The sequence below is a fragment of the Methanotorris formicicus Mc-S-70 genome (genome assembly GCF_000243455.1).
Taxonomy (GTDB): domain Archaea; phylum AGJL01; class Methanococci; order Methanococcales; family Methanococcaceae; genus Methanotorris; species Methanotorris formicicus.
Genome location: NZ_AGJL01000024.1, coordinates 1 through 13,617, shown reverse-complemented (window position 1 = coordinate 13,617; position 13,617 = coordinate 1). Strand labels below are relative to the sequence as shown.

At 32.8% G+C, this 13,617-nt stretch carries 11 protein-coding genes; 7 read left to right on the top strand and 4 right to left on the bottom strand.

Annotated elements, in window-relative coordinates; genetic code table 11:
* Positions 1–451: 451 nt before the first annotated feature.
* The 3 genes from METFODRAFT_RS05275 to cobA all read left to right on the top strand — a co-directional run bounded on the left by METFODRAFT_RS05275 (position 452) and on the right by cobA (position 3,150).
* Positions 452–847, top strand: a complete 396-nt coding sequence (locus tag METFODRAFT_RS05275) for a CopG family ribbon-helix-helix protein (RefSeq protein ID WP_007044520.1) — start codon at positions 452–454, stop codon at positions 845–847.
* 339 nt (positions 848–1,186) lie between these two features.
* Positions 1,187–2,275, top strand: coding sequence for an RNA-guided endonuclease InsQ/TnpB family protein (locus METFODRAFT_RS05270; protein ID WP_007044519.1), 1,089 nt, complete (start codon positions 1,187–1,189; stop codon positions 2,273–2,275).
* 146 nt (positions 2,276–2,421) lie between these two features.
* Complete coding sequence (gene cobA / locus METFODRAFT_RS05265; RefSeq protein ID WP_007044518.1) at positions 2,422–3,150, top strand: uroporphyrinogen-III C-methyltransferase; 729 nt, start codon at positions 2,422–2,424, stop codon at positions 3,148–3,150.
* Here the strand turns inward: cobA and radA are convergent.
* The 3 genes from radA to METFODRAFT_RS05250 form a co-directional block, all read right to left on the bottom strand.
* Positions 3,147–4,115 carry a DNA repair and recombination protein RadA gene (gene radA, locus METFODRAFT_RS05260; RefSeq protein WP_007044517.1) on the bottom strand — a complete coding sequence of 323 codons (969 nt, stop codon included), beginning with the start codon at positions 4,113–4,115 and terminating at the stop codon, positions 3,147–3,149. The two genes, cobA and radA, sit on opposite strands and share 4 nt — an antisense overlap.
* A gap of 191 nt (positions 4,116–4,306) precedes the next feature.
* Positions 4,307–5,698 (bottom strand): ADP-specific phosphofructokinase, encoded by a 1,392-nt coding sequence (pfkC, locus tag METFODRAFT_RS05255; protein ID WP_007044516.1) that lies wholly within the window; start codon positions 5,696–5,698, stop codon positions 4,307–4,309.
* Positions 5,699–5,731: 33 nt separating this feature from the next.
* Positions 5,732–7,300 (bottom strand): glycogen synthase, encoded by a 1,569-nt coding sequence (locus tag METFODRAFT_RS05250; protein ID WP_007044515.1) that lies wholly within the window; start codon positions 7,298–7,300, stop codon positions 5,732–5,734.
* Between the two features lie 165 nt (positions 7,301–7,465).
* Here METFODRAFT_RS05250 and METFODRAFT_RS05245 point away from each other — a divergent pair, with 165 nt between their 5' ends.
* Positions 7,466–8,632, top strand: a complete 1,167-nt coding sequence (locus tag METFODRAFT_RS05245) for a glycosyltransferase family 4 protein (RefSeq protein ID WP_007044514.1) — start codon at positions 7,466–7,468, stop codon at positions 8,630–8,632.
* A 100-nt stretch (positions 8,633–8,732) separates the two neighbouring features.
* Here METFODRAFT_RS05245 and METFODRAFT_RS05240 read toward each other — a convergent pair whose 3' ends face one another.
* Complete coding sequence (locus tag METFODRAFT_RS05240) at positions 8,733–9,617, bottom strand: radical SAM protein (protein WP_007044513.1); 885 nt, start codon at positions 9,615–9,617, stop codon at positions 8,733–8,735.
* Between the two features lie 208 nt (positions 9,618–9,825).
* Here METFODRAFT_RS05240 and cca point away from each other — a divergent pair, with 208 nt between their 5' ends.
* Genes cca through cbiB form a run of 3 tightly spaced genes read left to right on the top strand, consistent with a single transcriptional unit; the run spans position 9,826 to position 13,612 of the window.
* Complete coding sequence (gene cca, locus METFODRAFT_RS05235; protein WP_007044512.1) at positions 9,826–11,154, top strand: CCA tRNA nucleotidyltransferase; 1,329 nt, start codon at positions 9,826–9,828, stop codon at positions 11,152–11,154.
* A 55-nt stretch (positions 11,155–11,209) separates the two neighbouring features.
* Complete coding sequence (locus METFODRAFT_RS05230) at positions 11,210–12,649, top strand: DUF530 family protein (RefSeq protein WP_048115620.1); 1,440 nt, start codon at positions 11,210–11,212, stop codon at positions 12,647–12,649.
* 24 nt (positions 12,650–12,673) lie between these two features.
* On the top strand, positions 12,674–13,612 hold the full coding sequence (cbiB, locus tag METFODRAFT_RS05225) for an adenosylcobinamide-phosphate synthase CbiB (protein WP_007044510.1): 939 nt from the start codon (positions 12,674–12,676) through the stop codon (positions 13,610–13,612).
* Positions 13,613–13,617: the final 5 nt, after the last annotated feature.

Genomic DNA, 13,617 nt, shown 5'->3' with positions numbered 1-13,617 from the left:
TACCAATATAAATGACAAATTAATAATTTTTAATAAAAAAATAATAAAAAAAGCCTATCATCGGTGAGCCCATGGAAGCATACAACCCAACAACCTCATAAACATAACCATTGTAGGAGTGGTTCCTATGGAGTTTTTATAGCGCCCCTCCCATCACAATATAATTTACGTTGTCATATATAATACTTTCTATTTATTTGGTAATATTTTAGATGACAAAAATTTGCTATATTAATACCATAACATTAAAAATAACGTATAATGGTATTTAATAACAATATTTTTATATAAGATAATACTTAAAAATAAGAGCATGTGTTTTAATACTTTTGATTTTTTAATTATTACTTACGTTAGATACGTTTGGTTAAAAAGATTAATTTTAATGGGATTCAACGCTAATGTTGTTTGGGATTAAAAGGTTATTATATTTAATTGGTGGTTTTTCATGATGGAGAGAATAACTATGACTATTCAAAAAGATCTTTTAAAAGAATTGGAAGATATAACAAAAGAACTAAATAAATCAAGATCTGAAGTTATTAGGGAAGCATTAGTGGATTACGTAAAAAAATACGACTGGCTCCATAGGATAAAATCAAAGGCAGGGGATATAACACTAATATACAATCCAAAAGTATATAGGCAGATATTGGAAATTGAAAAAAATTATAAGGATGTTGTTTTAGTTTCTTTTCAATCTGTTGTGAATGACGAACTTTTGAGGATTATTATTGTTAGGGGTTCAAGAGAGAGGATAATTGAACTAACTGAAAAGTTAAAAAGTTTAAACGATGTGAAATATGCAAAATTAACAACAATAGGAATTCCAGACATTAATTTTTAAAACCTTATCTTAACTATTTTGAATTCTTTTTTACCATCTGTTGTCGCTAAGAAACTCTGCTTTAGGCGGTGATGAATTCAGATGAAATCCTTCGGTTTTGATTTCATTACTCTCCTCGCTTCGCTCGGAGATAGGAGAGGCGGGTGGGACACACTATTTTTATCATTATGTTTTCGACCACCATATAGTAAAATATATATTAGTTAAACGTATAGACAGCCAGAAGGGTGTCTTAATTGGAAGTAACGAGGGTTTCTACCATAAACATAACAAGAAAATTAACTCATGAGCAGTTAGTGATTTTAAACCATCTAACATACTCAGCATCAAAACTTTGGAATGTGGCTAACTATCGTATACTTAACGACCATTGTTAAAACCTCAGAATTGGAGAAAAAATTTAAGTCTGATTTTTGGTATAAGAACCTGCATTCTCAGTCAGCACAAGCAACACTTCAAAAACTAAAAATAGCATGGGATAACTTCTTTAAAAAACGCACTAAACGACCCAGGTATCAACCAAAAGATGGACACTTCCCAGTAAGGTGGAAAAAAGACGGATTTAGAATTATCGACAACAAGTTAAGATTATCGCTGTCAAAGCAAACTAAGCAATACTTAAAAGAAAAGTTTGGAATCGAGTCCAAGTTCTTATGGGTAGAGTTGCCGAGAACTCTACCGCACGATTCCATGAATGTTAAGGAAGTAGAGATTGTTCCGCATGACCTCTACGGGCAGAGCTTTTATGTGTTGCACTTGATTTATAGAAAAGTAGTTAATCCAGGGAAGTTCAGCAAAGATAAAGTGATGGCTATTGATTTAGGTGTTAGAAATTTAGCGACGGTCGTTATACAGAATGAGAGACAGTCATTCATATTCGATGGCAGAATTTTGTTGTCTAAATTAAGGTGGTTTGCTAAGAAAAAAGCATCGATAGTATCAGAGATTGCTAACCAAGGATTAAAGAATTGCAAGAGATTAGCAAGGTTGACAGTTAAGGAAAAGAATTACGTTAAAGACTACATGCATAAAATTAGTAGATGGATTGTAGAGTTAGCGAAGGAAAAGAGCGTTTTAAGGATTGTTGTAGGTGATTTAACTAAGAATTTTTCAGATCTTGATATAGGTAGAAGAAATAATGAGAAATTCCACAGAATTCCATTCGGGAAATTAATCAACATGATAACATACAAAGCAGAGGAACTTGGCATTAGTGTGGACAAAGTAGATGAGAGCTATACATCCCAGAAATGCAGTGCATGTGGGATAATAAAGAAATCTAATAGGAAGTACAGGGGATTGTATGTTTGCTCCAATTGCGGAACAGTGATTAATGCGGATGTTAATGGTGCGAGAAATATTTTGTTTAGCGTAGTCCCGAATCCCATTAGGGATAGGGATAGTGGGCTTGGCAACCCATGGGGGTGATGGTTTTAGACCAATCACGCTCCTAAAGAAACTCGCCCTTTAGGGCGGAGAGTGTCATATAAGCATTAAATGATAATAAATACCATTAAATTAAAAATATAATTAAAAAAATATTTTTTATTAAAAATTAAAATGAAGGTGGATACATGAAGGTTATTCTTGTCGGTGCAGGACCTGGTGATGAAGAACTAATAACTTTAAAGGGATTAAAAGCAATAAAAAATGCAGATGTTATAGTTTATGATGATTTGGTTGGAAATGAACTTTTAAAGCATGCAAAAGAAGGTGTTGAGTTGATATACGTTGGTAAAAGAAAGGGGAAACATTCCCACAAACAGGAAGAAATTAATAAGATACTTGTAGAGAAGGCAAAGGAAGGAAAGATTGTTGTTAGATTAAAAGGAGGAGATCCATTTGTTTTTGGAAGGGGAGGGGAGGAAATCTTAGAATTAAAAAAACATAATATACCCTATGAAGTAATTCCTGGCATAACATCAGCGATAGCAGTTCCGGAAGTTGCTGGAATTCCAGTTACTCATAGAAAGGTAGCAACATCATTTACAGTAGTTACCGGACATGAAGCAGAGGATAAGGAACATCAGCAGGTTAAGTTGAGCGAGTTAAATGCGGATACCATAATAATCCTTATGGGTATAACAAATCTTGAAAAACACGTAAAAGAATTATTAAAAAATCCAAAAAGGAATGAGGACACACCAATAGCAATAATAACAGATGGAACAACAGAAAAACAGAAAGTAGTAAAAGGCACTTTAGGGAATATTGTTAAAAAAGCAAAAGAAAATGGTGTAAAACCCCCTGGGGTTATTGTTGTTGGAGATGTTGTTGATGTTTTAAATAATTCAGATTCTTAATCATGAACTCCTTTTTCTGTTATTTTAAACATTGCCTCTGCATCAGGTAGATGTGGGGAATCGTAGAGTTTTGCAACTCTCTTGTCTCCTTTTGCCTTTCTTAAAAATATCCTGAAAGTTGCTGCGTGTCCAACAATGTGCCCACCAATTGCCTGTTCTGATGCTCCAAAGAATGCATCAGGTCTTGCCGCTACTTGGTTTGTTACAATAACAACGCAGTTGTATAAATCAGCAAGTTTGTTGAGTGTTGCCATGTGCCTACCAAGTTTTTGCTGTCTCTCTGCAAGTTTTCCTCTTCCAGTATATTCATTCCTAAATGTACTTGTCAAAGAATCTACAACAACCAACTTTATGTTATGTCCCTCTTTTATCAAGTCCTCTATCTTCTCTGCAAAGAGCATCTGCATATCTGAGTTGTATGCCCTTGCGACAAATGTATTATCCAAGACATCCTTTCCATCAATTCCTATCGCCTCTGCCATTTGTACAATTCTTTCAGGTCTAAATGTTCCTTCAGTATCGATATAAACTGCTTTTAATGGTTTTTGCAAGATTTCGTCCTTTATGTTGTCATCTATCATTATTCTATCATCACACTGCAAGTTTACACATGCTTGATGCATTATTTGGGTTTTTCCTGAACCAAACATCCCAGCAAATTCTGTAACTGATTGACTCTCTAATCCCCCATCAAGAATGCTATCTAACTCCTTGCTTCCAGTAGATAGTTTCCAAACTGTCTTTCTTTGATTCAATAGGTCTACTCCTGATTTAAATCCGATGTTGCAGTATTCCCTTGCTGCTGTAATTATCTTTGCCGCTGCCTTCTCACTAATGCCTTCAATATCAGAAAGTTCTCCAATTGTTGCAGTTGCAATTTTCATATAATCAATATAACCTGCTTCTATTAATTTCTCTGCGGTTGATTGTCCAACACCAGGTAACTTGGTTAAATCATCAACCATAATATTTCACCCGTGTAAATTTTTGTTATTATAACAAAAAAGGTTAAATAAGGACAATTACAAAATTTTACAGTTTTATTATTGTTGACACGATCTTGCAATAATATAGTTGCAGCAGTGTTATTTATAACTTTGTATTTAGGAAACATTTAAATATTTTAATATATGCTTAGGAAGAAAATAGAAATGAATCATGAATTAAGTTTATTTTTTAAAAATGACACATAGCCAACAAATGCTCCACTTGATATTGTGTCTCCCAAACCAACAGTACTTTTGGGATTCTTAACCAATCTTGAAGGTACCAAAAACATCCTATAATTCTTATTTTCTGGTTTTTTAGTTAGTTCTTCCACTATTGTGGTTAATAAATCCCCATATTCATTGTATTGAACTCCAAGGCCCACCTTCAAATCCTCAACATTCCTTATATTTCCAAGTGCCGCCTTAGTGGATGCGAGTATGGTGGCAAATTCGAGGGTTTCTTTAAGTTCTTCATCGCTTAATGGATTATCCTTCCCACAAAGATACATTATATAGTACATCGTATGAACTTGCACGATTTCTAAGTTGTATTCGTCCAACAAAATCTTTGAACCTTCAACAACATCTTCAATCCTGCTTTTTTTGAGTATTTCCTCACTTAATCTATCATAGCCTATTACATGAAGAATGTTTGCCAATTCTGTTTCATCCATCCCTATACAATCAACATTAGGTAGTAAATTATCGGCAATTTTTTTTCTAATAGCCCTATTTGGAATTGATGCAAATTCTAAATGTATTTTTAGGCCTTTGTTATGTTTTCTAAGTAATTTTATATCCTCTTTTGCCCTCTTTAAATAATAATCTCCTGTTTTTCCATCTTTATACTCCTCCTTAATAGCCTGATATCCTGAGAGTATTGCACAATCAACTATCTTCCCAATTTCTGGCAGTTTTTCTTTTAATTCATCTTTTATCTCTATTCTAAGATTTTCCGGCCTCGATGCTACTATAAATCTATTTGCCTGTGGTGTGGTTATTTCCTCACTGCCTAACCTAAACTTAACCCCCATCCTATATTCAAATATCCTGTTAATCTTTAAAGGGTCATCTTCCCTATACGATTCAATTGGCTTTTTTAAAACAAGATTTCCATTTACAATTGAAGGATATACTAAGTTTTCCCTATTTACAAACATCTCCGCCTGTTTCTTTGATAATATTGGAGTGTATGCAATAACCTTTTTCAATCCCAAGATTGAAAGAAGATTTGAAATTATTCCAACCTGTCCGCCCATTCTCTCTTCATCATACTTAAACTGATTAAACCAACTTTGAAGTTTTTCATCGTCGTAAAGTGGAACCTCTGCAGGTTTTCCAGTTTTCATGGAATGTATAAGTCTTGCAACAAAATCTAATGGGCTCTTTATTACCCTTGGATACTCCTCAATCTTCTTTTTTATATCATTTATATCAAACAAATCGATGAGTTCTTGAACATCTTTATCGTTAAGGTATTTTATAGCATCTACATTTGCATTATATGCTAAAAAAATACTCAAATTTGAAAGATTCTTTAAATATTTTTCTATATTCATAGTTATCCCTCGATAAATTACAATAACACAAAACTACTTATAATGGTGATAGATAGATCCTCCAAAGATTGCCTTGTATTTATTCACACTATCGTTATTTTGCCAACTTAGATTTTTAACCGTGTGGTGGTAGCAGTTCTTCATCATAATTGAAAGTGGGGCTTGTTTGTCATAAGGACTTTCGGGACATTCCGTTTGTTTATACCTTATAAATAGACAGATGTCTTTTAATTTGTAAAAAGTCCATGTTATGGCATGTTCAATTCCCCATTTTAGACCATACTTATCATAATGCTTAAATAGAACCCCAGTAGCCACGTCAAAATTTGGATTGTTGTATGGGTCATAGTGGAGCGGGATTATGGTATCTTTTAAGCCTCCGACCTCCCTTGCTATGACTGGTGTGCAGTATGCCATAGATTCCATTTGAACCAAACCACAAGGTTCCCAAACTGATGGAATTACTGTCCAATCACTTCCAGCAAATATCAAAGATGCTAAAGGTGGACAATATCCAATCAAGGATATAACTTTTCCAGAATAACTTTCCGCCAAATCTTTCATACCCTCTTCAATATCACACTCCCCTTTTGACAGCATAACAATTCTTATATCATACTCCTCAAGAATTTCAGGAAACGCCTCAAACATGATACTAAAACCCTTCTGATATGTTCCCCTCCCAACAAATCCTATTAATGGGATCTCAATATCTCCACTCAAATCCCCATAAACTTCAACGTCAGTTCCAGAAATTGCACTTTTATCCATGTTGTTCCAATTTTCAATGTAATTTTTTAGATTTTTGGAGTTGTAGAACCATGAAAGTTTTATTTTTGGTTTTACCACATGTGCATCCTCTGCAGAGTAACCGCGTACAAATCCATACATCCTTGGGTTTAACTTCCCATCGGTTAATTTCAACATTTTATCAACAATATGGATTGGGTCATAGGAATTCAAGTCTATTCCATTTATAATTCCATGAAATGGCTTTGTCTTACTTTGCTCTTTTATGAAATCGATTGATTTTATTTCCTCTGCATGTGTGGGACTGACTGTATTGAATGCATCACTAAAATAAATCCCTAACTCTAAAAATGTCATCACATGCCCTTTATATTCAACAATAGGGCCCTTAAATGCTTCGTTGTGGATGGTTATTGTGGTTGGTATGTCAAGTTTCTCATGACATTTGGCTATTGCCAATCCACAAGGCCAGTCATGGCCAGAAATGCAGTCGATATCGTCAAATTCACTCAAATAATCCACAACCAAATCAGCAAAAACCTCATATTTAATAGGATCCCAGGTATCTAATTGGTTAAATTCTTCATTACTAAAAGCAACTATCTTTACGCCAGTAAATGGATGCTTTGTTTCTATTACATCAAATTTTATTTCAGTACCTTGGTATTTAATCCCCAAAGTCCTCTTTTTTTCGTGGGGTAGGGAAGATATTTTATTTTCGTGGTTGAATGTGATTGTTATGACTTCATTTCCAGCATCTTTTAAAAATTTTGGTAAATCTTGCATCACATCCCCCAACCCACCTACGGATGTTAATGGTGCTATAGTTGGAGCCAAAATAGCAATTTTCATAAAAACCACCTTCCATGATACATAAACATAATATTAATAATTAAAAAAATATATAAAAATCTGTATATATATAATTTTTTGATAATACCTATAGAATAGTGCCTATTTAAGTGAATAAATCCACAGCAAATACAAAAAACAAAATATACTGAGAGTGTTGGGAATATGAAAATTGCTATGATTACGTGGGAATATCCCCCTATAATAGTAGGGGGGTTGTCTATACATTGTAGGGGTCTTGCAGAGGCGTTAGTTAGGCAAGGACACCAGGTTGATGTTATAACTGTGGGTTATGATTTACCAGAGTATGAAAATATCAACGGCGTTAATATACATAGAGTTAGACCAATTAAACATAGTCATTTTTTAATATGGGCTACAATTATGGCAAATTTTATGGAAAAAAAACTTGGTATTTTGGGAGTTGATAACTATGATGTAATTCACTGTCATGACTGGATGACGGCATTTGTGGGCATAAATGTAAAACACGTAGCAAATAAACCTTACGTCCAATCCATCCATAGCACAGAGAGAGGAAGGTGTGGAGGCATCCACTCTGAAGACTCAAGAACTATAAATGATATAGAATGGTGGAGCACTTACGAATCCCATGCAATAATAACAGTTAGTAATTCAATAAAAAATGAGATTTGTGGGATTTTTAACACCCCATACGATAAGGTTAATGTGGTGTACAATGGTATAGATCCTTGGGAATTTGATACTCCAATGAGCGAAGATGAGAGAAACAACTTCAGAATGCATATTGGGGTTCAACCGTATGAGAACATGATACTCTTTGTTGGGAGGTTGGTTTATCAAAAGGGGGTTGAGTATTTAATAAGAGCATTTCCAAAAATACTCAGTAAGTATCCAAACTCAAAGTTGGTGATTGCCGGGTCTGGAGATATGAGGGGATATTTGGAAAGTTTGGCGTTCCAACTTGGATGCAGAGATAAGGTGATTTTTCTGGGATTTGTAAATGGAGAGATGTTAAAAAAACTTTATAAAGCATCTGATGTGTGTGTTATCCCATCTGTATATGAGCCGTTTGGTATTGTGGCACTTGAAGCCATGGCTGCTGGAACCCCAGTGGTTGTAAGTAGTGTAGGTGGATTGAGTGAGATAGTTCAGCATGAATATAATGGTGTTTGGACATATCCTCAAAATCCCGACTCAATTGCATGGGGGGTTGATAGAGTCCTTTCAGATTGGGGATTTAAAGAATATATAACAAAAAATGCAAAACATGATGTATATACAAAATATAGTTGGGATGCTATTGCAAAAGAAACTACTAAGATATACAAAAAGGCAATGGAAATGTAAAGCATAGTTGTTTGCGTTAAATAACTGTAAACCACAATAAATTATTTAACTTATAACTTATTTCAATTCTAAAATTGCAAAGAAACCATAACGACTAAATTTAATGTGAGAAATGCTTTAAATCATATATATCCAAATTCAATCCTTTTTCCCTCAATATTTTTTCCTCACTTAATAACCCAGCAGCATCTGCCCTACATTGTTGGCATGCTCTAAATTGCCTTATGTATTCCTCACATTTGTCCCTAACTGAACTCATTTCCATGCATGTTGGTCTTCTTAAGTTTCTCATCTTATACATCGGTATTAATGGGATGATGTTTTGAAGGAATACATAATCTTTTAAAGTTTTTGCTATTTCAATAATATGATCCATATTTATTTCTGGAATTAGGACGGTATTCACTTTTATTATTAAATCTTCATCATATGCCTTTTTTATACCATCTATTTGATTTTCAATTAATATTTTAGCCCCTTCTTCTCCCTTATAAACCTTCTTATTGTGGTAAACCCAATCTACGATATCCTTTAATATTTTTGGATCTATTGCATTAACTGTAACTGTAACTGTTTTAACATCCAAATCAGCGAGTTTTTTTGCGTATTTTGGGAGTAAAAGCCCATTTGTTGAAAGACATTTTATCAAATCTGGGAACTTATCGTTTATGATTTCAAGTGTCTCAAATGTCTCTTTATTAAACAAACTATCTCCAGGCCCTGCTATACCAACAACTTTTAAGTTGGGGATTTTTTCAAGCATTTTCTTTAAATATTCCTCAACATCTTCAGGTTTTAAAATTCTATATGAAACTCCAGGCCTATGTTCGCAACAATCTTCACCCACACTCCTCTTACAAAATCTACATGCAATGTTACATTTTGGGGCTACTGGTAAATGTACCCTTCCTATCTTATCGTGTAATTTCTCATTGTAACATGGATGAACCTTTGTTATATGTGAAAATTTTGACATCTTATTCATACTAAACCTCCTTAAATATTATATGTTTGTACTATAGTCTGCGAGTTGTTAAACCCAAATTCAATTGAAATTTAAATAAAAATTATAACTCATAACCTAAATTTTTGTAATTATAAAATGATAATAAATTACATTATAAATAATTTTTCTTAAAATTGAATTTGCGAAATTTCTATTAAAAAATAATAACAAAGTCGGGTGTTTAGGAATGGATATTTTAAAAGATATTTTGCATGACATAAAACCAACAGAAGTAGAGCAGAAGGAATTAAAAGAAATGTCAAATAAAATTATAAACAAAATTAATAAAATTATTAAAGAAAATCCAAAATATTCTGTAGTTATAGGTGTTGTTCAAGTTGGTTCAACGGCAAGAAACACGCATTTAAGAAACAACTATGATATTGATATTTTTTTGATATTTGATAAAAACACAGACAGAGAGATTTTAGAGGAGATTGGTTTAGAAGTTGGAAAAAAGGCTGTGGAAGAGTTGGGTGGAAAATATTGGGTAGAGTATGCAGAACATCCTTATACCTCTGCTGTAATAGGTAAATACTCCCTCGATATTGTTCCATGTTATAAGATACGTTGGGGAGAAAAAATCATCTCTGCAGTGGATAGAACTCCATTACATAACGAATTTTTAAAAAGAAAGTTGGAAAAAAATAAATTGTGTGATGAGATCAGGTTGTTCAAAAAATTTTTAAAGGGCATTGGAATTTACGGTTCTGACTTAAAAACTAAGGGATTCTCGGGTTATTTGTGTGAGTTATTGGTTATTTACTACGGTAGTTTTATTGAGGTCTTAAAAAATGCAAAAGATTGGAAAATAGGGGAAAGAATAATTTTAGAAGATATATACAAAATTTACAACTTAGATGGGGATTTTAAATTCAGAGATTTTGATGCACCCCTTATTGTTTATGATCCAGTAGATATAAATAGGAACGTTGCTGCTGCATTAAGCAAAGAAAACTTCTGTAAATTTATATTTTATGCATCAATGTTCTTAAAAAATCCTTCAAAGGAGTTTTTTTATAATTACTGCGAACATGTTGACAAAAAGTTGGAAGATAGGGAGTATGGGGCTTTATTAACTTTAAAGATAAAGAGAGATAAAGATATCGTTGATGACATCATCTATCCACAGATGGAAAAACTCCAAAAGAGCATAAATAAAATCATTCAGGAGAATGAATTTGTTGTTTTGAGGTGTGATATTCATGCCGATGGGGAGTTCTGTTATTTATCATGGGAATTTTTAGTTTATGAGTTACCAAACATTAGAGTTAAAGAGGGTCCATCAATCTTTAAAAAAGATAGGGTTGAAAGATTTATAAAAAAATATGATAAACATTTTATCAAGGGTTGTAGGTTGTATGCATACACAACCAGAAAATATAAAAATGTGTATGATTTATTTAATGACATCGTCAATGGAAATCTTAAGGGAAAGATCTCATATCCAAAATATGTAAATCCTGAAAATGGAGAAATCTGTAAAATGTATATTAAAAGCACCATCAAAATATAACATAATGCTTTTTTATTTATTGTTTTGTTATATTTTAGGATTTTTTGTGATAGTTATGGAGAGTAGTGAATTGATAAGGGAAAGTAACGAATTTTTAGACAACCTAAAAAGATTGAAATGTGAAATAGGGGAAGTGCTGAAAAAAGATTTAGAGGATAGTGCAATTGGAGAATTTGCCAAAAAATTGGAGGATAATTTAAGGATTTTAGAAGAATTTAAAGAAAAAATGGAGTTACTTGGATTTGATACTCCATATACAAACGTGGGAAAATTGAAAGGATTTGATAGTGATGAAATGTATGAAATTATGGACTATACTTCCTATTTAAGAAGAATGGCCAATGAGAAAAAAGGTGTTCTCGAAAGAATAAGACATTCTATTGTATCTCATAAAATAGCACTTGGACATCTTTTAGAGGACATTAGCAACAAAAAAATAATCCAGTACCTCCCCTACGATGGCTCCTACAAAATTTCAATTACAGAACTTCCACCCTATCTAATCAACGCATATAAGGAGATGCTAAACATATTGCAATCCCAGGGAAAAGGTGTTGTTACATCAATAACACTATCACTAATTGTTTTTAAAGATGGGAAGAGGGAATTCAAAAGAATAAAAATAGAGGATGAGAATTACGAGGATTATATAAAAAAACAGTATAAAGATGCAATAATAACATCAATAAAGAGGAATTACTCAAAGAACAAACTTATCGATGACCAGTATGTTAGAAGAGTTCTGGCTGTTGGTTATTTAAATGCATATAAGGAAGATATTGAAAGAGATATTGAAAACAAACTTAATGAAATACTAACAGATGAACAAAAAAAGATGCTTGAAATATATAAAAAGGTTATTTGTGTTGAGGAAGAAAACGACTATGAGGGCGGAATTCTTGACATAAGGACGTTGGATGAAAAGAAGGTTAAAGAATTAGAAACTATAGAAAAATTGGAAAAAGAAGGACTGTACAGAAATGGAAGACCAGTAGAAGACCTCAAAATTGCATTGGATACTGAAAAAGATATATCCAAAAAAGTTGCCACAGATATTCTAATTGAGCAACTTTCAAAGGACTTGTTTATGTATTATTTGCATAAATCACCTGATGAAAGAACCCGTTCAAACGTATTCCCATCAATACTTATAACACCTTCAAAGGGGCATTTGAAATGGATGAAAGTTGATAGCATTGATGTTCCAAAGGTTCTCGATTTGAAGTTTTTACTTGAGAAAGAACTGCCAAAATATAGTATTCCTTTAAAAGACCTTGGTGGGTTGGTTTTGTATTTGTTCTATGATTGGGATAAGGTTGAGAAATTTAAGTTCAAAAAGAAAAATGTTGAAAAACTCCTCAAAAAGATTGCTCCAATAGAAAGCATAAAAAATATTTTAAAAGAGAAAGACATTGACATTTCAAAAATTGAAAAATATTCTAAAATCAAAAAAGAAAAAACCAAAAAATTCTTGGAGGCTCTTGGAAAATTATAAAATTTCTTTTTAATGAGGTGAATCATGCTAAATCCTCTAATTTTATTTTTAGCAGTTGTTATTGATAGAGTTTTTGGAGAACCTCCTGAAAAGATACATCCAACGGTTTTGATTGGGAAGTTAATAGAGTTTCTTGAAAAAACCCTCTCATCTACCAATTCAAAAAATAAGATTAGAGATTTTGTTTTTGGAACTTTAGTGGTTTTTATTGTTATTTCTGTTGTTTCTGTTGTATCGTTATTTATTGAAAAGATGATAAATTCCATAGAAAATGAGGTATTAAAGATTTTTATCTATGCTGTTATTTTATCAACAACAATCGGTTACAAATCTCTCATTGACTTTTCAAAAAAACCAATAGATTATCTAAAAAGTGGAGATTTGGAAAATGCAAGAAAATATGTTCAATGCATAGTTAGTAGGGATGCATCAAAGTTGGATGAAGAGCATGTCTTATCCGCTTCAGTTGAGAGTGCGTCTGAAAATATAACAGATAGCATTATAGCCCCCCTATTTTATGCAGTTATTTTTGGTTTGCCTGGAGCGTTCATATACAGAGCAATAAACACCATGGATGCGATGATAGGCTATAAAAACAGCAAATACCTCTACTATGGAAAAGTTGCAGCAAGATTGGATGATTTAGCCAACTTAATCCCTTCCCGACTCGCTGGAATTTTGCTTATTTTAACAGCACCATTTTATAATGGGAGCATAAAAAAGGCAATATATGGTTTTTTAAAAGAGGGGAATAAAACACCATCCCCAAACTCTGGCTACACAATGGCAACACTTGCAAACGCCTTAAATATGAAACTTGAAAAAATTAATTACTACACACTTGGGAAGGGAAAAATAACTGTTGAAAAATCATACAATGCCTTAAAAGCCATTGATATTGTTGTTTTTGTGTTTTTGTTCTTTTATTTTCTTATTTTTATAACGGTAGTTCCCATCAAATAGATAAA

Coding starts and splice junctions, on each gene's coding strand:
- METFODRAFT_RS05275 (WP_007044520.1), top strand. CDS start 452: ATGGAGAGAATAACTATGACTATTCAAAAAGATCTTTTAAAAGAATTG.
- METFODRAFT_RS05270 (WP_007044519.1), top strand. CDS start 1,187: ATGTGGCTAACTATCGTATACTTAACGACCATTGTTAAAACCTCAGAA.
- cobA (WP_007044518.1), top strand. CDS start 2,422: ATGAAGGTTATTCTTGTCGGTGCAGGACCTGGTGATGAAGAACTAATA.
- radA (WP_007044517.1), bottom strand. CDS start 4,115: ATGGTTGATGATTTAACCAAGTTACCTGGTGTTGGACAATCAACCGCA.
- pfkC (WP_007044516.1), bottom strand. CDS start 5,698: ATGAATATAGAAAAATATTTAAAGAATCTTTCAAATTTGAGTATTTTT.
- METFODRAFT_RS05250 (WP_007044515.1), bottom strand. CDS start 7,300: ATGAAAATTGCTATTTTGGCTCCAACTATAGCACCATTAACATCCGTA.
- METFODRAFT_RS05245 (WP_007044514.1), top strand. CDS start 7,466: ATGAAAATTGCTATGATTACGTGGGAATATCCCCCTATAATAGTAGGG.
- METFODRAFT_RS05240 (WP_007044513.1), bottom strand. CDS start 9,617: ATGAATAAGATGTCAAAATTTTCACATATAACAAAGGTTCATCCATGT.
- cca (WP_007044512.1), top strand. CDS start 9,826: ATGGATATTTTAAAAGATATTTTGCATGACATAAAACCAACAGAAGTA.
- METFODRAFT_RS05230 (WP_048115620.1), top strand. CDS start 11,210: ATGGAGAGTAGTGAATTGATAAGGGAAAGTAACGAATTTTTAGACAAC.
- cbiB (WP_007044510.1), top strand. CDS start 12,674: ATGCTAAATCCTCTAATTTTATTTTTAGCAGTTGTTATTGATAGAGTT.